Here is a 20,844-nt window from a genome sequence, read left to right on the forward strand (position 1 = left end):
CCGCCCGATGCCCGTACCCGACGTGACCGTGGTGGTCGCGGTCTACAACACCGTGCCGTACCTCACCGCCTGCCTGGACTCGCTGGTCGGCCAGTCCCTGGCGCCGGGGAGGCTGGAGGTGGTGGCCGTGGACGACGGCTCCACGGACGGCGGCGGGGAGCTGCTGGACGCGTACGCGGCCCGTCACCCCGGGCTGTTCACGGTGGTGCACCAGCCCAACTCGGGCGGCCCCGCGGGCCCGACCAACCGGGGCCTGGAGCTGGCCCGCGGCCGTTACGTGCTGTTCCTGGGCGCGGACGACTGGCTCGGCGAGGAGGCGTTGGAGCGGCTGGTCACGGCCGCCGACGCCTGGGGCTCGGACGTGGTGGTGCCCAAGCAGGTCGGGGTGAACGGGCGGCTGGTGCCGCAGGGGATCTTCCACGCCGACGCCGAGTCCGTGGGCTTCGCCGACTCGGCGCTGGCCTGGGCGCTGGCCGACACCAAGCTGTTCCGCCTCGACCTCGTCCGGCGCCACGGGCTGCGCCGCGACGAGCGGCTGAAGGTCTTCTCGGACCAGCCGTTCACCCTGGAGGCCTGCCTGCGGGCGGCCAGGGTGTCCGTCCTCGCCGACTACGACTGCTACTTCCTGGTGCTGCGCGACGACCGGGGCAACGTCACCGAGCGGGCCGGAGTGCTGGACCGACTGCGCGGGATCGCCGCGCTCCAGCAGGTGGCCGCCGAACTTGCCAGCCCCGTAGAGGAGTTGGACGCCATCCGGGTGCGCAGCTTCGCCTGGGACGTGCCGCGCCTGCTGGACGAGGGCTTCCTGCTGCTGGCCGAGGAGACCCAGGGGCGGGTGTGCGCCGAAGTCGCCGGACTGGTCGAGCGGTTCGGCGCCCGCGAGGTGTACCACCGGCTGCCGGTCGCCGAGCGGGTGCGGCTCGAACTCGCCGCCGCGGGAAGGCCGGAGGCGCTGCGGAACCAGATCCGCTACGAGGCCGCGCACGGCGAGCCGCCGGCGGTGCGGGACGGGCGGCGGCTGTACGCGGACTATCCGGCGTTCCGGGACGCCGGGACCGGGCTGCCGGACGAGCTGTTCCTGCTGCGCGAGGAGACGGCCGGGGCGGCGGAGGCGGTCGCCCCGTCGCCCGGTCTGGCCCGGCAGTTGTGGCGCGGACTCGTCCCGGCGCAGCTGCGCCGCGGACTGCGGCGCCACCCGGCGTGGCGCCGGTTCGCCGATTCGGTGAGCGGGGACGTCCGGTGAACATCGGCGTACGGAGGCCCGTGGTGAGCCTCGGAGACAGCGGGGACTTCGGTGGAAGGGGAACGGGGATGAGTCTGGACGTCTGCGTGGTCGGGCTGGGCAAGCTGGGCCTGCCGCTGGCGGTGCAGTTCGCGTCGAAGGGCCACCGGGTGACGGGCGCGGACATCGCGCCCGGCGTGGTGGACAGCGTCAACCGGGGCGTGCCCCCGTTCCCCCGGGAGGAGGGCCTGGAGCAGGCGCTCAAGAGGGTCGTCGCCGAGGGCCGGCTGCGGGCCACCACCGACACCACGGCCGCGGTCGCCCGGTCCGGGGCCGTGGTGCTGGTCGTCCCGCTGGTCACCGCCGCCGACGGCAGCCCGGACTTCGCCCTGCTCGACGCCGCCACCGACGCCGTCGCGGCCGGGCTGCGCCGGGGCGCCCTGGTCAGCTACGAGACGACCCTGCCGGTCGGCACCACCAGGGAGCGCTGGGCGCCCCGGCTGGCGGCCGGGTCCGGGCTCGCCGCCGGGGCGGACTTCGGGCTGGTGTTCAGCCCGGAGCGGGTCCGCACCGGACGGGTCTTCGCCGACCTGCGGCGCTACCCCAAGCTGGTCGGCGGCCTGGACGAGTCCTCCACCCGGCGCGGCGCCGAGTTCTACCGGGCGGTGCTGGACTTCGACCCGCGCCCGGACCTGCCGCGGCCCAACGGCGTCTGGGAGCTGGCCTCGGTGGAGGCGGCCGAGTTCAGCAAGCTCGCCGAGACCACGTACCGGGACGTCAACATCGCGCTGGCCAACCAGTTCGCCCGGTACGCGGACGAGGTCGGGGTGGACTTCGCGGAGATCGCCGACGCCTGCAACTCGCAGCCGTACAGCCACCTGCACCGGCCCGGCATCGCGGTCGGCGGGCACTGCATCCCGGTGTACCCGCGGCTGTACCTGTGGAACGACCCGGGCGCGACGGTGGTGCGGGCGGCGCGCGAGGCCAACCTGGCCGTGCCCGGCTACGCGGTGGGCGTGCTGGCGGGGGCGGTGCCGGGCGGGATCGCCGGGCAGGGCGTGCTGGTGCTCGGCGCGGCGTACCGGGGCGGGGTCAAGGAGACGGCCTACTCCGGAGTGTTCCCGCTGGTGTCGGCGCTGGCGGCGGCGGGCGCGCGCCCGTACGTCGGCGACCCGCTGTACCGGGCGGAGGAGCTGGCGGCGCTCGGGCTGCCGCCGTACGGCGGGGAGCCGGTGGTGGCGGCGGTGCTACAGGCGGACCACCCGGAGTACCGGGACCTGGCGCCGGTGGACCTGCCGGGGGTGCGGGTGCTGCTGGACGGGCGGCGGTGCACGGACCCGGCGCGGTGGGCGGGCGAGGGGGTGCGGCGGATCGTGCTGGGCGGGGCGTGAGGCCCTGCGCCCGCGGCGGGGGCGTGAGGCCCGCGCTTACGGTCCAGGGCGTGGAACCCTGCCGTCGATCCGGGGCGTGAAGCCCGCCCGGGGCGCGTGATCGCGATGCGAGCCCCCGCCCGCGCCGGGCACCGGGCAGACTGGCGGGGTGAGTGACGATGCCTTCAGCGGGACCGGCCCCGGGGTCCGGTTCACCGCGGCCGACGAGCAGAAGAGACGTGGCGTCCGCCGGATGAAGACCATCGCGACCGGCCTGCTGGCCTTCGCGACCCTGGTCTTCGCCCTCGCGACCTGGGCCAAGGCGGCCGGTGCCGGGCCCTGGGCGGGGTACGTGGCGGCCGCCGCCGAAGCGGGCATGGTCGGCGCGCTCGCCGACTGGTTCGCGGTGACCGCGCTGTTCCGCCGTCCGTTCGGCCTGCCGATCCCGCACACCGCGATCATCCCGACCAAGAAGGACGCCTTCGGCCGTTCGCTCGGCGACTTCGTCGGCGACAACTTCCTCTCCGGCCACGTGGTGCGCGGCCGCCTCGCGGCGCTCGGCATCGGCCGGCGGCTGGGGGAGTGGCTGGCCGCGCCGGGCAGCGCCGAGCGGGTCACCAAGGAGGCCTCGGCGGCGCTGCGCGGCCTGCTCGCGGTGCTCCGCGACGACGACGTCAGGGCGGTCGTCGCCGAGGCGGTGACCAGGCGGGCCGCCGCCACCTCGGTGGCCGAGCCGATGGGCCGGATGCTCGGCAAGGTGGTCGCGGACGGCGGGCACCACGGGGTGGTGGACCTGGTGGCGGTCCGGGCGCACGGCTGGCTGACCGCCAACCACGAGGAGGTGGTCCAGAAGGTCACCCAGAAGACCCCGGGCTGGACGCCCCGGTTCATCGACCACCAGGTCGGCGAGCGGGTCTACAAGGAGCTGCTGCGCTTCGTCACCGAGATCAGGGACGACCCGGCCCACCCGGCTCGCGGCGCGATCGACAACTTCCTCGCCGACTTCGCGACCGAGTTGCAGACCGACCCGGAGACCATCGCCCGGGTCGAGCGGGCCAAGGCCGAGCTGCTGGCCCGCCCCGAGGTGCAGGACCTGATCAACTCCACCTGGGCGGCCGTGCGCACCCTGGTGATGGGCGCGGCCGAGGACGAGGACAGCGAACTGCGCCGGCGCATCCGCGACGGCGTGCGCGGCTTCGGCGAGCGCCTGGCCACCGACCCCAAGCTCCAGGCCAAGGCGGACGGCTGGCTCCAGGACGCCGCCCAGTACCTGGTCGACACCTACCGCGCCGAGATCACCTCGCTGATCTCCGAGACGGTGGCGGGCTGGGACGCCGACGACGCCTCCCGCAAGATCGAGGCCAACGTCGGCCGCGACCTCCAGTTCATCCGGATCAACGGGACGGTGGTCGGCGCCCTGGCCGGGCTGCTGATCCACACGGCGGCGGTCGCGCTCGGAGGGTGATCCCCGGGAAGCCCGGAAGCCGCTCCCGGGCACGGCCTATCCTTGCCAGCACTGTCGTCGGTACGCGCGTAGAAGGAAGTAGGGAACCACCGTGGTCCAGCCGGACGGAAGTCGGATCGTCCCCAGTGCCAGTCGGATCGGGTCGGGAGACCGGAGCATCGAGGCGTTCATCGCCGGGATGCCCAAGGCGGAACTGCACGTCCACCACGTCGGCTCGGCCTCGCCGCGCGTCGTCGCCGAACTGGCCGCCCGGCACGCCGGGAACTCCAGGGTGCCGACCGACCCCGAGGCGCTCGCCGAGTACTTCCAGTTCACCGACTTCGCGCACTTCATCCAGGTCTACCTGAGCGTGGTCGACCTGGTCAGGGACGCGGAGGACGTCCGGGCGCTCACCTACGGCGTGGCCGAGGACATGGCCCGGCAGAACATCCGCTACGCCGAGCTGACCATCACCCCGTACTCCTCGGTCCGCCGGGGCATCCCCGAGGTCGCCTTCATGGAGGCCATCGAGGACGCCCGGCTGCGCGCCGAGAAGGAGCTCGGCGTGGTGCTGCGCTGGTGCTTCGACATCCCGGGCGAGGCCGGCCTGGAGTCGGCCGAGGTGACCGCGCGGCTGGCCACCGAGCTGGCGCCCGAGGGCCTGGTCAGCTTCGGCCTGGGCGGCCCGGAGATCGGTGTGCCGCGCCCGCAGTTCAAGCCGTACTTCGACCGGGCCAGGGCGGCCGGCCTGCACAGCGTCCCGCACGCGGGCGAGACCACCGGTCCCGAGACGGTCTGGGACGCGATCCGGCTGCTCGGCGCCGAGCGCATCGGGCACGGCACCCAGGCGGTGAAGGACCCGGCGCTGCTGGACCACCTGGGCGAGCACCGCATCCCGCTGGAGGTCTGCCCGACCTCCAACATCGCCACCCGGGCCGTGGAGCGGATCGAGGACCACCCGATCAAGCGGATGGTGGCGGCCGGGCTGCTGGTGACGGTCAACAGCGACGACCCGCCGATGTTCGGCACCGACCTCAACACCGAGTACGCGGTGGCGGCGCGGCTGCTGGACCTGGACGCGGCCGGGGTGGCGGCGCTGGCCCGCAACGCGGTCGAGGCCTCCTTCCTGGACGGGGCGGGCAAGACCCGGCTGGCCGGGGAGATCGACGCCTACCTGGCGGGCTGGCAGCAGCCCTCGTCCTGACCCTTCCGCCGTCGCGTTCCCGCTGGTGAACCGCCCCGTCGACCCCTGGATTCCGCCCGGGTCGGCGGGGCGGTTCCGTTGTCGGTGCCAACCCCGTCCGAGGCGTGGCGCCAAAGTGGTGCCACAAATGGCTCGACATGGCGCCACGGACGTGCCAAGCTATCGGCCATGGACCTCACGCCCTACGTGGAAAACCTCCGGAACGAGCTCGCGGTGGCCGCTGCCACCGGTGGGGACGAAGCCCGCGCGCTGGCCGAGCGGCTGACGCTCCCGCTGGAGTCGGCCGTGCGGCTCACCCTGCTCAACGCGCTCTCGGCCGCCATGGGCGAGGTCACCCGCGACCTCGCCCCCGGCTCGGTGGACGTGCGCCTGCGCGGACTCGACCCGGAGTTCGTGGTGACGGCGCCGCCCGGCTCGGGCGCCTTCCACGGCGATCTGCCGCCGGTGACGCCATCGGCGGTGCCATCGGCGGTGCCATCGATGGCACCGGGCGTGGCGCCACTGGTGGCGGCGGCGATGCCGTCGGCGCCGCCGGAGCCGGACGAGACGGGCACCGCCCGGATCAACCTGCGCCTGCCCGCCCACCTCAAGGCCCGGGCGGAGGAGGCCGCCGGCGAGGCCGGGCTCTCGCTCAACGCCTGGCTGGTCCGGGCGCTGGCGGGCGCGCTGGAGGGCGGTGAGCCGGCCCGGCGTCCGGTCGCCGACCCCGGCAGCCACGTCCCGCGCAGCGTCGGCGGCCAGGGCTTCACCGGCTGGGTCCACTAGCACCTCCGCGGTACCCGAGACTTCTGCACCTTCGACGTCACCCCCGCTCCGACCAGCGGGAACACCTACACGAGTCAAGAGGACGGGACAGCCATGCCCACGTACGAGACCGACGGACCGATCTCCGCCGTCATCGAATTCGACATCGGCTCGGTCTGGATCAAGGCGGGCAAGCGCACCGACGCCGTGGTCGAGGTCCGGCCCGCGAACCCGGCCAAGGAGGCGGACGTCAAGGCCGCCGAGCAGACCCAGGTCGACTTCTCCGGCGGCCGGCTCGGCATCAAGACGCCCAAGCAGCGCTCCGTCTTCGCCGGCAAGAAGGGCGCGGTCGAGGTCCTGGTCGAGCTGCCGGCCGGCTCCGAGGTCCACAGCGAGTCCCCGATGGCCGAGTTCGTCACCGAGGGGCCGCTCGGCGCCTGCCGGCTGAAGACCTCGCTCGGCCGGATCCAGGTCGAGAGCGCCGGCAGCGTGCGGCTCGACAGCGGCTTCGGTGACGTCCGGCTCGGGGCGGCCGCCGGGGACGCCGAGGTGACCGGCGCCGGCCGGATCGAGATCGGCTCCGTGGAGGGCCGGCTGACGGTCAAGAACAGCAACGGGGACACCGAGATCGACGAGGTGCGCGGAGAGCTGCACGCCAACGCCTCCAACGGCCGGATCCACGTCGGCGTGGCCGAGGGGAACGTGGACGCCAAGTCGGCGCACGGCCACATCCGGGTCGGCCGGGTGGTCCGTGGCCAGGTCACCCTCCAGACCAGCGTGGGGGACGTGGAGGTCGGCATCGCGGAGGGCACCGCGGCCTGGCTCGACGTGCACAGCAAGGTCGGCGGTGTCCGCAACGACCTCGGCCCCACCAAGGGCCCGGGCGACGCGGTGGAGACGGTCGAGGTCCGCGGCCGCACCCAGGTCGGCAACGTCATCGTGCGGAGGGCGTGATGGCGGCGATCCCGGCGGTCCCGGCGCACCCGGTGGTCTCGGCGACCGGACTCACCAAGTCCTACGGGGACAAGGCGGTCCTGAAGGGCGTCGACCTGGACATCCCGGCGGGCAGCGTCTTCGCCCTGCTCGGGCCCAACGGCGCCGGCAAGACCACCGTCGTGCAGATCCTCTCCACCCTGATCCCGGCCGACGGCGGCTCGGCCCGGGTGGCCGGGCACGACGTGGAGCGTGAGGCCGACGGGGTGCGGAAGGCGATCGGGGTGACCGGCCAGTTCTCGGCGGTGGACAACCTGCTCACCGCCGAGGAGAACCTGATGCTGATGGCCGACCTCAACCACCTCCGCCGTCGGGAGGGGCGGAGGCGGACCGAGGAACTGCTGCGGGTCTTCGACCTCACCGAGGCCTCCGGCAAGCCCGTCACCACCTTCTCCGGCGGCATGCGGCGCAAGCTCGACCTCGCGATGACGCTGGTCGGCGACCCGAAGGTGATCTTCCTGGACGAGCCGACCACCGGGCTGGACCCGCGCAGCCGGCGCACCATGTGGGAGATCATCAGGGGCCTGGTCGCCGACCAGGGGGTGACGATCTTCCTCACCACCCAGTACCTGGAGGAGGCCGACCAACTCGCCGACCGGATAGCCGTCCTGGACGGTGGCCGGATCGTCGCCGAGGGCACGGCCGAGGAGCTGAAGCGGTTCGTCCCCGGCGGGCGGATCAGGCTCCGGTTCGCGGACGCCGGCCGACTGGCCACCGCCGCCGCGCTGTTCGAGTACGCCGAGGCCGACAGCGAGACGCTGCGGCTGGACATCCCGGGGGACAACTCCGTCCTCACCGTCCGGGCCGTGCTGGAGGCGCTCGACAACGCGTCGGTGCAGGCCGAGTCGCTCATCGTGGAGACGGCCGACCTGGACGACGTGTTCCTTCGACTCACCGGGGAGGGCGTGCGATGAGCACGGCCACGGGGACGGCCGGCTACGTGCTCAGCGATTCGCTGACCATGCTGCGGCGCAACCTCAAGCACGCACTGCGGTACCCGTCCCTGACCTTCGCGGTCGTGGTGATGCCGGTCATGATGCTGCTGCTCTTCAACTACGCCTACGGCAGCACGCTGGGCGCCGGCATCGGCGGCGGCAACTACATCGACTACGTGACGCCCGGCATCGTGCTGATGGCGGCCACGTCCGGGTCGCTGGTCACCGCGATCGGCATCTGCACGGACATGACCGAGGGCATCGTCAACCGCTTCCGCACGATGGCCATATCGCGCTCCGCCTTCCTGGCGGGGCACGTGGCCGGCAGCGTCATCCAGACCATGATCGGGCTGGTGCTGGTGATCGGCGCGGCCCTGGCGATGGGCTTCCGGCCGGACGCCGGACCGGTGGAGTGGCTGGCGGCAGCAGGCCTGCTGCTGTTCCTCACCGTCGCCCTGACCTGGATATCGGCGGGCATCGGGCTGGTGGCCAAGACGGTCGAGAGCGCCAGCAACATGCCGATGCCCCTACAGTTCCTGCCCTTCATCGGCAGTGCCATCGTGCCGACCGACTCCATGCCGACGGCGCTGCGCTGGTTCGCCGAGTACCAGCCGTTCACGCCCATGATCGAGACCCTGCGCGGCCTGCTGATGGGCACCGGGATCGGCACCAGCGCCTGGAGCGCCCTGGCCTGGTGCACGGTGCTGACGCTGGTCGGCTACTTCTGGTCGCGGAGCGTCTTCTACCGGCGGTGACGGGGGTACGGCCGGTGGTCCACCAGGCCCGGACGACGGGGTACCCGTCGTCCGGGCCCGGTGGCACCCTCTAGTAAAGTCCCGGCAAAGAGCAACTCCGGGGGGAGCAAATGACGGTGACGCGCCGCAAACAGGTCGTCTGGTGGCTTCGTGGCGCGGCGCTGGCGGCCTTCCTGGTGTACCTGCCGGGCTACCTCTCCTCCCAGCAGGGAGGGCTGGTCAAGGTCGAACGCTGGCTGAACCATCCGGTGCTGCTGCTCGGGACGGCGGTCACCCTGGCCGTGGCCTCGGCGGTGGCCCAGTTCGAGTTCCGGACCAGGTGGGCGCAGATCGGCTGCGCGGCCGTCCTGTCGCCGCTCCTCGTCGTCGGGGCGGCGGTCGGCGCGCTGGCGTACGTCTTCGGCGGCGACGGCCGGCTGGTCGACAGCAGGCCGGAGCCGAACCGTGCCGACCACGTGCTGAACATCACCGACTTGGCCTTCTCGATCGATCCGGTCTACCGGGTCGAGCTGGTGTCCGGCACCGGCTGGTCGGCCCGGCACTGGAGCCTCGGCACCTGGGGCGAGGAGGAGGGCTTCCTCCGGGCCGAGTGGACAGGACCGGGCCGGATCACGGTGACGCTGGAGCACGAGGTCAGGGTCTACACCGTGGACGAGGACGGGACGCTGGGCGGCCCTTCGGTGACGCCCAAGCCCGCGTGGCCGTTGCAGTAGGGTCCGCGCCCGACGATCGACAGGGAACCGGCAGTCACCAGCGGTCGATGCCCATGGTCCTGGCCGCGCTGTGGACGGCGTTGTAGTGCGGGATCGACATGTCGGACTTCTTCTGGCCCGCCGGCAGGTTCCGGTCGGCGGCGCGGAACTCGTCCCGGGCCTCCGCGAGCAGGCTGGTGCCGTGGGAGACCGGGACGTCCTTGGTGCCGTGAGCCGGGTGGGACTTGGCGGCCGTCCTGCTGCCGGCGTTGATCAGGGTGCTGCGGGCCTTGTTGTAGTCGGCCACCTTGATCGTCCTCGGGTTGCGGAGCTCCGTCTGCACCCCGGCCGCCGACGGCGTGGACTCGGCGGCCACGGCGGTCGGAGCGGCGGCGGCGGTGAGCGCGCCCGTCACGAGGACGGTCGCGAGGGCGTTCCGAAGAGTCCTGTGCATGAGGGTTGTCCTTCCGGTGGGAATCCGGTGGGAGAGCGTCAGGGAATTCACCCCCGCCGGGAGCAGTGGAACGGTCGGGGTGCGAACGTCTCGGCCTTACCCCGGCCTCCGGCGCTGGAAAACCGGCTTCCGCCTGGGAGGTTCGGGGACGATGAGATCAGGCCGTTCTCTCGATCCGGGATAGTCATATCGCCATACTGGCGACATGGATCCCGCGTTCTATCCCGATGTCGTCGCCGCCGGTGGCCTCGCCGCGGCGCTGGAGCGGATGTCAGCCGAACTGGGCCTGGACATCGCCGTGATGCCGGACGACTCGGGCCGGACGGCGAGCATCGAAGCCCGGGTGCCCGGACGGGAGGCGCTCGACGTCTACCTTGAGGACGACTGCCGCTTCATCGGGGTCGACGGCTGGAGCCGGGGCCTGGCGATGATCGCGGGCGGCACCGAGGACCTCGGGGACATCGTCCGGGCGGGCGTGGCCTGGGGGAGCGGGCAGCGCCTGCCCGACATGCGCGAGCTGCTGCCGTGGCTGACGTGCGGCGAACTCGCGGAGGCGGCCGACCGCGGCGCGGCCGAAGCGGTCGACGTGGCGTGGCGACGGCTCCGGGAATGGGGGGAGGAGGAGCTGCCCGGGTTCCCGGAGTTCGGGGCGGCGGTGGAGGCGGCGCAGGTGCGACCGCGACTGCGACAGCTGCTCCCGTTCTCCAGCATGTGGCGACTCGGCTTCCGGCCCAGCGTCGGCCACGTGCTCGGGCCTGCGGTCGTCATCGTCCCGGTCCGTGGCAGCGGCACGTACCGGGTGCAGCGCACCCTCGACTGCGAGGGAGGCGGCGACCTGATCGCCGAGGTCGGGTCGGCGGCCGAGGCGGCGGCCCTCGCCGAGGCCCACGTCCCGGCCGACCTCGGCCCGGCCGTCTTCGAGCCCGACCGGCCGTGAGCGGTGGACCTTACCCGCGTGGTGACGGGCAGGTACGGGAGTGGCTCGGCGAGTTGAGGCGCAGCCGGGGCCGGCGAGCCTGTGGCGGCTCACCGGCCCTGGCGGTTCACCTGCCCCGGTGGCGCTCCTTGGCCTGGCGCCGGGCGGCCGCCCGGCGTTCCAGCGCCTCCAAGGCAGCGGTGCTCAGCGGCCCGGCCGCCGACTCCCTGGCCGCCTGCCGGGCGAGCCGCTTGGGATTCAGTGACGTCAGCCCCCGGGGCCGCCGTTCGTCGGCCACCTCCGGCGCCGCGAGCGCGGAGTCCAGCAGCCGGCCGAAGTCCCTGCGGACGAACTCCGGCAACTCCGCGTTGCCCGGCTCGCCGCCGAAGACATGGCGGGCCGCACGGACCCCTCGCGGGCCCGCGATCTCCAGCACCCCGACCCAGAACGGGCCCTCGAAGAACACGCTGAACGTGCTCGGCATGGTGCGTTCCTCCCATTGGTTGTCCTGCCGTTTCCCGCACGCGGTCGCGCGCCGGGAGGGAGGGCGCCGGACACCCTGGGAGGGGAGGTTACTGACCGCCGGTCATCGCCGACGGCGCCCGGACTACCGACCGGGGACTGTGTTTCGCGCGCTCCGCAAGGGATCGTACGGGCCCGCGGGGCCGGCCTCACCCGGATTTCCGTCCCGAGTCGCCGCGGAAGCCGTCACCGTCTCACCCTTGGTGGAGGGCGCGGCTTTCGCCGGTACTCCGGGTGGGCGGGTGTTGGCAGGTGCCAGGAATGCTATTAGTATTTAACTTAGGTAAAGAGATATCTATTTAAATGCATTTAAATTACAAAAAGGGGGGCAAATGGTGCACTTTTCGCTAATTGGAAAGCAGAGAGCAGCGCGCCGGTCTGGCGACGGAGCGATGAGCCGCAGAAGGAGAGCGGTGGCATCGGTCGTTCTCTCTGCCGTTCTTCTCGGCTGCATCGGCGCCGGGTCGGCTGAGGCTTCTCCCAATGCCGGTGGATCGGTCGAGCCGCACACGGTGGAGCTCACGGCCGAAGACAGGGCGGCTATTTCGAAGACCAGGCTTTCAGTCAACAGCGACGGGCGACTGTTGGCCTACCGGGCGCACGTGAGAAACCTCGGCTGGAGTCCTTGGGTCACTAGTGCTTCGGACGGGTTCGCCGGCTGGACGGGGAAGGGCGAGCCGATCGAGGCGGTCGAGGTCTCCTGGGCTTCGGCTCCGGTCGGCGCGATTCTGGATGTCAGGGCGCACTGGTCCGGCGTCGGCTGGTCGCAGTACTCGCGGGTCCCCGTGGCAGGAAGTGGAACGAAACTCCTGCTCGGGACGGCAGGTGTCGCCGGGCCGTCACTGGAAGCCCTGACCTTCGGCGGGGACCATGCGAATTACTACAAGGCCGACGGGCATGTGAAGGACATCGGTTGGCAGCAGCTGGACCAGCGCGCGACGGTGCGATCGGAGATCGGCACCACGGGGAAGTCACTCTGGATGGAGGCCTTCCGGGTATCCCCCTTCGAGGCCTACACGGAGCCGGTGAATCTCAGCCGAGTATCCGGCTCGTCCGATTCCGAAACATCCGTCAACGCGTCGAAGAAGCACTGGCGCTCGAGGGATTCGGCGACGGGTAACGCGGCAGATTCGGCCGTGGTGGCGAGGTTCGATGCCTGGCATGATGCCGTCAGCGCCATTCCGTTGGCGAAGTCGAAGCGCGGTCCGCTGCTGCTCAACCCGCAGAACGGACTGAACGCTTCCGTTGCGGAGGAGTTGAAGCGGACCCTGCCGGCGGGCAAGACCGTTTACCTGTCCGGGGGAACCGGGTCGATATCGGATGCCACGGAGCAGCAGATCCGCGCGCTCGGATATCAGACCAAGCGGTTCCTTGGAGGGAATGCCGCACAGGTTTCCCTGTCGATCGCCCGCGACGGCATCGCGTCCCCGAAGCACGTCGTGATCGTCCATACGGAGTCCTGGCAGGAGGCGCTCAGCGCGTCGACTGCGGTGGCGGCAGTCGATGGCGCCCTCGTGTACAGCTTCGGTTCCGGCGTCGAGCCGGAGATCAAGGCATGGCTCGACGCGCTTCCTGCTGGTGTCACCAAGACGACCGTCGGGGCCGCATCGGCGAGCGCCTACCCGAGCAGCACGGGTCCGGTGCAGGGATCCAATGACATCGAGACCAATGCGCTGGTGTCCGACCGCTTCCTCCCGTCGGCCTCGGCGGCTTCCGTCGCCAGTGCGACAAACCCGACCGACGCTATTTCCGGTGGGGCGTACGCGGCGACGATCGGCAGCCCGATTCTGCTCACGTCGCCCCAGGCTCTGGAAATCGGCCCGCAGTGGTTTGCCGAGGACCACAGCGCCAAGGTGAAGGACGTCACCGTATTCGGTAGTTCTTCGACGATCTCGGACGGGGTCGCCCAGGAGGCGAAGGACGCGGCAACCGAAGCGTTCGTGAGTGGCGAGATCGTACCGGCCGGCGAGGCGCCCGGTAGCATGGAGGACATCGCTGGCTTCGGTATCGCCCCGGACTGGACGCACGAGGGTGCGCCAGCGACCCCTGGGCTGCAGTCGAGAGATACGGCGATATTGGGTGCCGACGACTACATGAACGAAGCCGAGCGAAACTTCTGTGCGTGGCCGAGCCGCTGGATCATCTGCGCCAAGGCGTATGACGCCTCCGAACTGGCGATTTACCATTCCAACCAGGAAGGCAAGCCGGGTGGAATCTGGCCCGGGAGCAACGGCAACGGCGGGAAGCGTGACGCCTACCGTCATTGTGCGTGGAACGGCAGTATGACTCTGATGATGGGTGCGAAAACCGCAAAGGGGTTCGCTGATCGCCATGAGATGAGCCCGAAGCCGTCCAACATGTCGGAAGAAACCGCCAACGCCCACCACGCGATGGATTATCACAGCAACGCCACGGGGAGGTTCTTCGGTCAGCACATGCTGGATCACATGAAGGACGGCCCCGCAGTGGACTACCATGCTCAGATCCGCACCTGGTGTGCAATTGCGGTGGCCGACGAGGGATTGTACTCGCTGTCATACTGAGCGTGAATCTTTATATCTCGACTCACGACCGATCCGGCCGCAACGTTTGGAAGGCAAGATGACCCGCTCCTCCACTGCCGCCCTGCTGGGCGCAATGGCTCTGATGCTGCTTGAAACCATTGCGATCGTTCTCTTCTTCTGCATAGCCATGCCGCTGTTCGCCGGCGGTATCGCCTTCGAGGACGAGAGAGCGCCCGTTCCGAGCTACTTGCCGTACGGATTCCTGGTGGCGGGAATCGTCATGTCCGGGGTCAACGGTTGGGCGGCTCGGGGTCTGTGGGCGATGCAGTCCCCGCAAAGGGCGTCCCGTGGTGTCCCCGCCTTGGTCGGGGCGGGAGCGGTGCAGGTCGTGCTGATTGGTTTCGGTCTGCTGTTGGGGGCGCACCTGTTCACGCTCTTCGCCCTGGCAGTGCTGGCCCTGCTCGCCGTGCTCGTGCGGCCCGCACTCGCGAAGCCTTCTGTCTGAGGCGAAGGGTGCTGTCGTGGAGTGGGAAGTCGAGATCTCCGATTTCCCACTCCATGGTCACCCACCGGCTGAGCCTCTTCGTCCGGCCTGAGGGGGAATGCGGAAGGGTCCGGCACCCTGATGGATGCCGGACCCTTCCGGTTGTGGAGCGCCAGGCCCGGGTTGCACGGACTCTTCCTACTGAAAGTAGGACGTGCTCTGGTAGCACCGCTGACGCCTGACGGGGAATCATGTTCCTCGCGACATCAGGAAGATTAGCAGCTCAGCACCGGTATGCCGAATCGTGGCCCCGGAGGTGGGACGGGACGGCTGCTCGTTCGTCCGGACCGACGGGCGACGGCTGGCACAGCGGTGCCAAGGTCGCGCTGCACTGGGCCAACCCGTACGTGGGATCCAGCAGCTACGACGACTGCGGCATCTTCTCCATGAATCGCGAGAGCGGTGGAGGGGACAACGCGGATGTCTACTGGAGTGCGATGAAGGGCTGATCCTGGGGTGGGGAACGTGGAAGGGTCCGGCATCCTGGTGGATGCCGGACCCTTCCGGTTGTGGAGCGCCAGGCCCGGGTTGCACGGACTCTTCCTACTGAAAGTAGGACGTGCTCTGGTAGCACCGCTGACGCCTGGCGAAGAATCATGTTCCTCGCGACATCAGGAAGATTAGCAGCTCAACGCCGGTGCGCCGAATCGCGGTCCTGGAGGAGCCGGGCCGGGAGGTACGGGGATTCGACGCGGACGGTCCAGCGGTGGTGGCGGGCGAGGCAGGCGAGGGCGAGGAGATCGAGGCTGAGCGGAGCCGTGGTCTCGGTGGCCCGGTCGGCGACGAGGTGGTGGTCGCGGTGGGCGGTAAGGGCGTCGAGGAGGGCGAGGTTGAAGCCGTCCTCGTCGCCGTCGACCAGCTGGGAGAGCAGGGCGACGGGCGCCGGGACGAAGCCCCACTCCTTGGCACGGGCCGCTTCCAACCGGGCCTTCTCGACGGCAGGGCGGGCGTCGATGCCCCGGAGGTGGTCGTGCAGGGCGAGGCGGTAGGCGGCGAACACGGAGCGGTCGCCGGTGGAACGGGTGGGGCCCGCGAGGAGGAGCGGTTCGAGGTCGTCCCGGTCGTCGGCGACGAGGGCGAAGGAGACGGCGGTCTGTCAGTGGCCGGGGCTCGCGGCAGTGGTGGCGTCGGAGTCGGCGAGGGCGTCGCGGAAGAGGTCGGCGCCGAGCTGGGAGCCCCGGCGGAGGCCGGCGAGCTGGGCGTCCGTGGCGTCGGGAGCGTGCGAGGCGCGGATGCAGAAGAGGGTCGCCTGCTTCTCCAGCGCGCGGGCGCGGGCAGAGGCGGTGGTCGCCTCCAGGGCGCTGCGCTCGAAGAGGGCCTCGGAATTCGCGTCGAGGGGGAGCGGTGGGGTCGGCCGGTCCAGCCGGACGGGCCAGGCGACGTCCTCGGGGCGGCGCTCGGGGGTGGCGAATCCGGTGACGAGGGAGTGCGGGAGGTAGTCGGTCTCCACGGAGGGGAGCCAGCCATGGGCGCGGTGGGCCAGGGCGGAGAGGGCGAGGGGGAGGAGCGGCAGGAGAGTACGGGGGCGGGTGCCGTCCGTGCGGTCGAGGAGGGCGAGGACGGCGGCGTCGAAGGCGGGCCGGTCCGCGGTGGTGAGAGCGTGGAGGGCCTGGAAGGTGGGGTCGTCGCCGGTGTTGGTGGGGAAGTCGATGCAGGTCGGGAAGTGGGAGAGGAGGGCGGTGGCGAGGTCGGAGGCCGGGGCGAGGGCCTGCCAGGTGAAGATGAGGGCTTCGGCATGACGGTCGAAGGCGTCGGCGAGAACGATGAGGCAGAAGGCGTTGACCCACCGGTGGACGCCGAGGCGAGCCGGGGTGGGCGCGGCTTCGCGGTCGTACTCCATCCCGAAGTTGACGTAGTCGAGGAAGACGGAGAAGCGGTCGCGGGGGTAGTAGGCGGAGAAGGAGACGACGCCGGCGGCGGCTTCGGCGGCGTTGCGGAGGAGGGCCTGGGCCTCGGGGGAGGAGAGCTGGGGAGAGGTGAGGGAGAGGGCGCCGAGCTGGTCGAGGAAGGCGTCGGAGATGAGCTGCCATTCGGTGGCGGTCATCAGGTCGGCGCGGGAGTAGGAGTGGACTTCGCGACCGATGTGGTCGGAGAAGTCGTCGAGGCTGAGGCTGCTACGTGGTGGCGCTCTATCCGCATGGGGACGATTGAAGCACCGGCCGGGGACAGCGGCCCCGGCCGGTGCGGCGGGGGAGTTCAGACGTCGAACTCGCCGGCGCGGATGGCGGCGACGAGGTCGCGCCATTCCGCCCTCGATCCCGGGTGGCCGCGCGCGGTGCCGTGCCCTGCCCGGCCGGTGCCCGGGCTGCCTGCCTTAAGGCCAGTCGGCGCCTCAACTCCGGGGCCAGGGGCGGCCGTCGAGGCGCTCGATGCCGGTGTTGAAGCGGCGCAGGTAGCCGGCGAAGCCGGCGACGTCCTCCTCCGGCCAGTCGGCCATCACGAGGTTCAGTGCCCGTACGTGGGCCTCGCGTTCGGCGTCCAGCCGGTGCTTGCCCTTGTCGGTCAGGCGGAACTTGCGGGCGATGCCGCCGTCCGGGTCCGGGATGCGTTCGAGGAGGCCCGCGCTCTTCAGGGCCGCCGTCTGGCGGTTGAGCGTGGAGACGTCCAGGGCGAAGGCGTCGCTCAACTGCCCGATGGACATGGGCCCCTCTGCCTCGACGCGGCTGAGCAGGATGTAGGCGCTGCGTTCGAGCTGGCTGCCCTCGGGGCGGGCGTTGACCTGGCTGAGGTCGCGGTGCCGGGCGAACACCAGGAATTCGAGGGCGACGTCGTGCGTGGGGCTGGTCATGTCGAAGTCCCTTCATCACCGCTTCGACCTGCGGGTTCTCCGTGAATCACCCTTCAGTATGCCAGAGGTATGCGCATCACACACGATGTGCATGACGCACATCTTGTGTAAGCTGACCAGTCTGTGTTTCATGCACATCGTGTGTTTTTCGCACACGTCTGCTCTTCGACTGCCCGAGGAGGCCCGTCATCAACGGCCCCGCCCCCACCCTCCGCACCGGTCCGATCGTGGCGACGCTCGCCTTCACCGGCACCGTCGCCGCGATCATGCAGACCCTGGTCACCCCGCTGATCAGCGAACTGCCGCAACTCCTGCACACCTCCGCGTCCAACGCCTCCTGGGTCATCACCGCGACCCTCCTCTCCGCCGCCGTCTTCGTCCCGATCAGCGGACGCCTCGGCGACCTGGTGGGCAAGCGGCCGATGCTCATCGCCTCCTGTGTCCCGCTGCTGCTCGGCTCGGTGCTGTGCGCGCTGGCCGACTCCGTGGTGCCGATGATCATCGGCCGGGCACTCCAGGGCATGGGCATGGGCCTGGTGCCGATCGGCATCAGCCTGCTGCGCGACGTGCTGCCGCCCGAGCGGCTCGGCTCGGCGATCGCGCTGGTCAGCGCCTCGATGGGGATCGGCGGCGGCCTCGGCCTGCCGATCGCCGCAGGCGTCGCCGACTACGCCAGCTGGCGCGTGCTGTTCTGGGGCACCGCCGTGCTGGCCCTGGTCATCATCGGCATGCTCTGGACCGTCATCCCCGCCCCGGCCGCGGCCGACCGCCGTCCCGTCGGCGGGCGCTTCGACTTCGTCGGCGCGATCGGCCTGAGCGCCGGGCTGGTCTGCCTGCTGCTGCCCGTCTCCAAGGGCGGCGACTGGGGCTGGGGCAGCACCCGCACCCTCGGCCTGTTCGCCGCCTCCGCCGCGATCCTGATGCTCTGGGCCCGCTGGGAGCTGCGCGTCACCGAGCCGCTGGTGGACCTGCGGGTCACCGCCCGCCCCCGGGTGCTGCTGACCAACCTCGCCTCCGTCCTGGTCGGCTTCGGCATGTACGCCCAGGCGCTGATCGTGCCGCAGCTGCTCCAGCTGCCGGAGGCCACCGGCTACGGGCTGGGGCAGTCGATGCTCGCCATGGGCCTGTGGATGGCGCCCGGCGGTCTGATGATGATGGTGGTCTCCCCGTTCGGCGGAAAGCTGTCGGCCGCCCGCGGACCGAAGTTCACCCTGGCCGCCGGCGCCCTGACGATCGCCGTCGGGTACGGGCTGGCGCTGGCGCTGATGGGCTCCACCTGGGGCGTGCTGGTCGTGACGGTCGTCTGCAACAGCGGCGTGGGCCTGGCCTACGGGGCGATGCCCGCGCTGATCATGAGCGCGGTTCCGCTGTCCGAGACGGCCTCGGCGAACAGCTTCAACACCCTGATGCGTTCGCTGGGCACCTCGGTGTCCGCCGCAGTGATGGGCGTGGTGCTGTCGCAGATGACCGTCACCCTGGGCGGGCACACCCTGCCCTCGGAGGGCGGCTTCCGGGTCGGCCTGGTGATCGGCTGCGGCGTCGCCCTGATCGCGGCCGCCGTCGCCGCCGTCATCCCCGCGCCGCCCGCTCCCCAGCTGCGGGCCGTGCCCGCCCCGGAGGCGGACGGCGCGGAGGCGGCCACCGCCTGAGCCCTGCCCGGGCGCGCGGTGCTCCCGCGCGCCCGGGCCTCGGGGTGGCCATCGGAACGCCGGCGGGCTCCGCCCGACCCGGGCCGGAGGGATGCGGCCCGGCCCGTGCGCGCCCGGCTCACCGCCGCGGAACGCCGGCGGCGCGACCGCACCTCGGGCCCGCCGTGCCTCAGGCCCGTCGCGGTTCGACCGTCGCCGCGAGCGCGCCAGGAAGTTCGGCACAGGCCGCGCGCAGCCGCTGGGCGAGGTCCTCGCGGGTGTGCCCGTACGGCTGCGCCACCCAGCCGTCCATCGCCTGGCGGAACGCGGCGACCAGCATGTCCACCGCCAGCCGGGCGCGCGGCCCGGCGCTGCCCGGAAGGCCGTCGAGGGCGAAGCGGCGGTCGATCGCCGACACCGCCTCCCGGGTCGTCCGCTCGCAGAAGGCCAGTCCATGGGCGTCCATCGAGGGCGTCCCCGCGGCCAGCCGGCGGCTGGCCAGGGCGCGTTCGGCCCAGCCGTCGGCCGGCATCCGGCCGATCGCCCCGGTGAGCGCCTCCTCCAGGACAGCCAGCAGCCGCCGGTCCGCCGGGGCCTCCAGTGCCTCCAGTACCTCCAGGAACGCCGCCCACAGGTCCTGGGTGGGGGCCATCGCGACGTCCTCCTTGCTGGTGAACGCGCGGAAGAAGGTCCGCTTGGAGACCTCGACGGCCTCGCAGAGCCGGTCCAGCGTCACCCCGTCGAAGCCGTGCTCGCCGAACAGTTCCAGGGCGGTGTCGATCAGCGCCTGACGGGTGCGCAGCTTCTTGCGCTCGCGCAGCGGGAGCGTGGCGCCCGGGGCCTCGGGGGCGCCCGCCCGGGGCGCGGTGCCGGTGGCGTTCTCGGGAGTCATCGCGGTCAGTGTAGTCAGGCCCGGAGTGCCACCTATAGGCTTATGCCACTCAGTGGCAGAATCTTGGGGAGGATCTTCCATGCGCGCACTCCTGGTCGACCGCTCGGCCCCCGGCGGCCTGCGCCTCGGCACGGCCCCGGACCCCGAACCGGCGCCGCACCAGGCGCTGGTCCGGGTCACCGCGACCTCGCTCAACTACGGCGAGGTCGCCTTCGGCCTCGACGCGGCCCCCGACGGCACCGTCCTCGGCTGGGACGCCGCCGGAACCGTGGAACGCGCCGCCGCCGACGGCTCCGGCCCCGCCGAGGGAACCCCGGTGGTCACCCTGATGCCCGCCGGCGGCTGGGCCGAACTGCGGGCGGTGGACACCGGGTTGATCGGCGCCGCGCCCGCCGGTGCCGACCTCGGCGCCCTCGCCACCATCCCGGTCGCCGCCGCCACCGCCCTGCGCGCGCTGCACCGCATCGGCCCGCTGCTCGGCCGCGGCGTCCTGGTCACCGGCGCCACCGGCGGCGTCGGCCGCTACGCCGTCCAGCTCGCCCGGGCGGCGGGGGCGCACGTGATCGCGTCCACCGGCTCGCCCGCCCGCAACGGCGACGTGCTGCGCGGGCTCGGCGCCCACGAGGTGGTCACCTCGCCGAAGGAGGCGGCTGGCCCGGTCGACGGCGTGGTCGACCTCGTCGGCGGACACCACCTGGTCGAGGCCTACCGGGTCCTGGGCCCGGGCGGCACCCTGGTCGCCGCCGGGCACAGCTCCGGCCGGGGCGAGGACTTCGCGTTCGGTGACCTCTTCGGCGACGCGGCCAGGCACGACCGCTCGGTGATCTCCTTCTACCTGCTCGCCTGCCCCGGCCTCGACCGCGACCTCGGCTGGCTCGCCCACCGGGTCGCGGCGGGCGAGCTGGACCCCGGCATCACCTGGCGCGGCGGCTGGGACGACGCGGCCGGGGCGGTCGACGCCCTGCTCGGGCGGCGGCTGCACGGCAAGGCGGTGCTGACCATCGGCGCCTGAGGGGCCTGCCCGCGGACCCGTTCGGACCCCTGGGCCGGTGCCCGAGGCCCGCCCGCGGACCCGTTCGGCCCCCGGCCGGGACGCCCGGGCGCGGGCCCGCCCCACTCGGACGGGTCACGAGCTGTCGCTGTGGAGCCGGTTGTTGCCAAGCATGGGGACGTACGGGCCCCTCGGCCGCCGAACACCGACCAGGAGAGGGATCCCTCGGTGCGTGAACTCCACAGT

19 protein-coding genes and 1 pseudogene are annotated in these 20,844 nt (G+C 71.8%); 14 read left to right on the forward strand and 6 right to left on the reverse strand.

The annotated features are described in order from the left end of the window. The first annotated feature begins 7 nt into the window (after positions 1-7). The 9 genes from ACIQOW_RS32165 (at position 8) to ACIQOW_RS32205 (ending at position 9,380) form a co-directional block, all read left to right on the forward strand. Positions 8-1,243, forward strand: coding sequence for a glycosyltransferase family 2 protein (locus ACIQOW_RS32165; protein WP_401090889.1), 1,236 nt, complete (start codon positions 8-10; stop codon positions 1,241-1,243). A gap of 74 nt (positions 1,244-1,317) precedes the next feature. Continuing rightward, positions 1,318-2,613 carry a nucleotide sugar dehydrogenase gene (locus ACIQOW_RS32170; RefSeq protein ID WP_188296705.1) on the forward strand — a complete coding sequence of 432 codons (1,296 nt, stop codon included), beginning with the start codon at positions 1,318-1,320 and terminating at the stop codon, positions 2,611-2,613. A gap of 148 nt (positions 2,614-2,761) precedes the next feature. Further along, positions 2,762-4,057: a DUF445 family protein gene (locus tag ACIQOW_RS32175; RefSeq protein ID WP_317620063.1), complete on the forward strand. Its 1,296-nt coding sequence runs from the start codon at positions 2,762-2,764 to the stop codon at positions 4,055-4,057. A 136-nt stretch (positions 4,058-4,193) separates the two neighbouring features. Next, positions 4,194-5,240: an adenosine deaminase gene (locus ACIQOW_RS32180; protein ID WP_401090957.1), complete on the forward strand. Its 1,047-nt coding sequence runs from the start codon at positions 4,194-4,196 to the stop codon at positions 5,238-5,240. 168 nt (positions 5,241-5,408) lie between these two features. Then, positions 5,409-6,005 carry a toxin-antitoxin system HicB family antitoxin gene (locus tag ACIQOW_RS32185; protein WP_401090891.1) on the forward strand — a complete coding sequence of 199 codons (597 nt, stop codon included), beginning with the start codon at positions 5,409-5,411 and terminating at the stop codon, positions 6,003-6,005. Positions 6,006-6,098: 93 nt separating this feature from the next. Beyond that, entirely contained in the window at positions 6,099-6,938 is an 840-nt protein-coding gene (locus ACIQOW_RS32190; protein WP_401090893.1) for a DUF4097 family beta strand repeat-containing protein, read from the forward strand. Further along, positions 6,938-7,891: an ATP-binding cassette domain-containing protein gene (locus ACIQOW_RS32195; RefSeq protein ID WP_401090895.1), complete on the forward strand. Its 954-nt coding sequence runs from the start codon at positions 6,938-6,940 to the stop codon at positions 7,889-7,891. Before ACIQOW_RS32190 ends, ACIQOW_RS32195 begins: the two co-directional genes overlap by 1 nt. After that, complete coding sequence (locus ACIQOW_RS32200) at positions 7,888-8,667, forward strand: ABC transporter permease (RefSeq protein WP_401090897.1); 780 nt, start codon at positions 7,888-7,890, stop codon at positions 8,665-8,667. The genes ACIQOW_RS32195 and ACIQOW_RS32200 overlap by 4 nt, the downstream gene beginning before the upstream one ends. Before the next feature lie 110 nt (positions 8,668-8,777). After that, positions 8,778-9,380 (forward strand): hypothetical protein, encoded by a 603-nt coding sequence (locus ACIQOW_RS32205; RefSeq protein ID WP_401090899.1) that lies wholly within the window; start codon positions 8,778-8,780, stop codon positions 9,378-9,380. Between the two features lie 34 nt (positions 9,381-9,414). Here ACIQOW_RS32205 and ACIQOW_RS32210 read toward each other — a convergent pair whose 3' ends face one another. Continuing rightward, entirely contained in the window at positions 9,415-9,813 is a 399-nt protein-coding gene (locus ACIQOW_RS32210; RefSeq protein WP_401090901.1) for a hypothetical protein, read from the reverse strand. Between the two features lie 205 nt (positions 9,814-10,018). On the opposite strand from ACIQOW_RS32210, the gene ACIQOW_RS32215 reads away from it, so the two are divergent. After that, positions 10,019-10,750: a DUF6193 family natural product biosynthesis protein gene (locus ACIQOW_RS32215; protein ID WP_401090903.1), complete on the forward strand. Its 732-nt coding sequence runs from the start codon at positions 10,019-10,021 to the stop codon at positions 10,748-10,750. Between the two features lie 106 nt (positions 10,751-10,856). Here the strand turns inward: ACIQOW_RS32215 and ACIQOW_RS32220 are convergent, their stop codons facing one another. Next, positions 10,857-11,213 carry a YjdF family protein gene (locus tag ACIQOW_RS32220; protein WP_401090905.1) on the reverse strand — a complete coding sequence of 119 codons (357 nt, stop codon included), beginning with the start codon at positions 11,211-11,213 and terminating at the stop codon, positions 10,857-10,859. 451 nt (positions 11,214-11,664) lie between these two features. On the opposite strand from ACIQOW_RS32220, the gene ACIQOW_RS32225 reads away from it, so the two are divergent. Further along, positions 11,665-13,794, forward strand: coding sequence for a cell wall-binding repeat-containing protein (locus tag ACIQOW_RS32225; RefSeq protein ID WP_401090907.1), 2,130 nt, complete (start codon positions 11,665-11,667; stop codon positions 13,792-13,794). 58 nt (positions 13,795-13,852) lie between these two features. Next, on the forward strand, positions 13,853-14,260 hold the full coding sequence (locus ACIQOW_RS32230; protein ID WP_401090909.1) for a hypothetical protein: 408 nt from the start codon (positions 13,853-13,855) through the stop codon (positions 14,258-14,260). A 667-nt stretch (positions 14,261-14,927) separates the two neighbouring features. Here ACIQOW_RS32230 and ACIQOW_RS32235 read toward each other — a convergent pair. The 3 genes and pseudogenes from ACIQOW_RS32235 to ACIQOW_RS32245 form a co-directional block, all read right to left on the reverse strand. Then, positions 14,928-15,380 (reverse strand): annotated as a pseudogene (locus ACIQOW_RS32235) (Imm49 family immunity protein); the annotation flags it as partial. Positions 15,381-15,395: 15 nt separating this feature from the next. Further along, positions 15,396-16,343: an Imm49 family immunity protein gene (locus tag ACIQOW_RS32240; protein ID WP_401090911.1), complete on the reverse strand. Its 948-nt coding sequence runs from the start codon at positions 16,341-16,343 to the stop codon at positions 15,396-15,398. Between the two features lie 288 nt (positions 16,344-16,631). Continuing rightward, entirely contained in the window at positions 16,632-17,087 is a 456-nt protein-coding gene (locus ACIQOW_RS32245) for a MarR family winged helix-turn-helix transcriptional regulator (protein ID WP_401090913.1), read from the reverse strand. A gap of 188 nt (positions 17,088-17,275) precedes the next feature. Between ACIQOW_RS32245 and ACIQOW_RS32250 the strand changes: the two genes are divergently transcribed. After that, positions 17,276-18,736 (forward strand): MFS transporter, encoded by a 1,461-nt coding sequence (locus ACIQOW_RS32250; RefSeq protein ID WP_401090959.1) that lies wholly within the window; start codon positions 17,276-17,278, stop codon positions 18,734-18,736. 169 nt (positions 18,737-18,905) lie between these two features. Here ACIQOW_RS32250 and ACIQOW_RS32255 read toward each other — a convergent pair whose 3' ends face one another. Continuing rightward, positions 18,906-19,607, reverse strand: coding sequence for a TetR/AcrR family transcriptional regulator (locus tag ACIQOW_RS32255; protein ID WP_401090915.1), 702 nt, complete (start codon positions 19,605-19,607; stop codon positions 18,906-18,908). Between the two features lie 79 nt (positions 19,608-19,686). On the opposite strand from ACIQOW_RS32255, the gene ACIQOW_RS32260 reads away from it, so the two are divergent. Further along, complete coding sequence (locus ACIQOW_RS32260) at positions 19,687-20,619, forward strand: zinc-binding dehydrogenase (RefSeq protein ID WP_401090917.1); 933 nt, start codon at positions 19,687-19,689, stop codon at positions 20,617-20,619. The last annotated feature ends 225 nt before the right edge of the window (positions 20,620-20,844 follow it).

This window comes from Kitasatospora sp. NPDC091335, from assembly GCF_044757205.1.
Lineage (GTDB): Bacteria > Actinomycetota > Actinomycetes > Streptomycetales > Streptomycetaceae > Kitasatospora.

Excerpts from the sequence above, each read along its gene's own strand:
- ACIQOW_RS32195 (WP_401090895.1), top strand. The coding sequence starts at position 6,938 with ATGGCGGCGATCCCGGCGGTCCCGGCGCACCCGGTGGTCTCGGCGACC.
- ACIQOW_RS32240 (WP_401090911.1), bottom strand. The coding sequence starts at position 16,343 with ATGACCGCCACCGAATGGCAGCTCATCTCCGACGCCTTCCTCGACCAG.
- ACIQOW_RS32215 (WP_401090903.1), top strand. The coding sequence starts at position 10,019 with ATGGATCCCGCGTTCTATCCCGATGTCGTCGCCGCCGGTGGCCTCGCC.
- ACIQOW_RS32200 (WP_401090897.1), top strand. The coding sequence starts at position 7,888 with ATGAGCACGGCCACGGGGACGGCCGGCTACGTGCTCAGCGATTCGCTG.
- ACIQOW_RS32255 (WP_401090915.1), bottom strand. The coding sequence starts at position 19,607 with ATGACTCCCGAGAACGCCACCGGCACCGCGCCCCGGGCGGGCGCCCCC.
- ACIQOW_RS32260 (WP_401090917.1), top strand. The coding sequence starts at position 19,687 with ATGCGCGCACTCCTGGTCGACCGCTCGGCCCCCGGCGGCCTGCGCCTC.
- ACIQOW_RS32165 (WP_401090889.1), top strand. The coding sequence starts at position 8 with ATGCCCGTACCCGACGTGACCGTGGTGGTCGCGGTCTACAACACCGTG.
- ACIQOW_RS32205 (WP_401090899.1), top strand. The coding sequence starts at position 8,778 with ATGACGGTGACGCGCCGCAAACAGGTCGTCTGGTGGCTTCGTGGCGCG.
- ACIQOW_RS32230 (WP_401090909.1), top strand. The coding sequence starts at position 13,853 with ATGACCCGCTCCTCCACTGCCGCCCTGCTGGGCGCAATGGCTCTGATG.
- ACIQOW_RS32210 (WP_401090901.1), bottom strand. The coding sequence starts at position 9,813 with ATGCACAGGACTCTTCGGAACGCCCTCGCGACCGTCCTCGTGACGGGC.
- ACIQOW_RS32185 (WP_401090891.1), top strand. The coding sequence starts at position 5,409 with ATGGACCTCACGCCCTACGTGGAAAACCTCCGGAACGAGCTCGCGGTG.
- ACIQOW_RS32245 (WP_401090913.1), bottom strand. The coding sequence starts at position 17,087 with ATGACCAGCCCCACGCACGACGTCGCCCTCGAATTCCTGGTGTTCGCC.
- ACIQOW_RS32220 (WP_401090905.1), bottom strand. The coding sequence starts at position 11,213 with ATGCCGAGCACGTTCAGCGTGTTCTTCGAGGGCCCGTTCTGGGTCGGG.
- ACIQOW_RS32190 (WP_401090893.1), top strand. The coding sequence starts at position 6,099 with ATGCCCACGTACGAGACCGACGGACCGATCTCCGCCGTCATCGAATTC.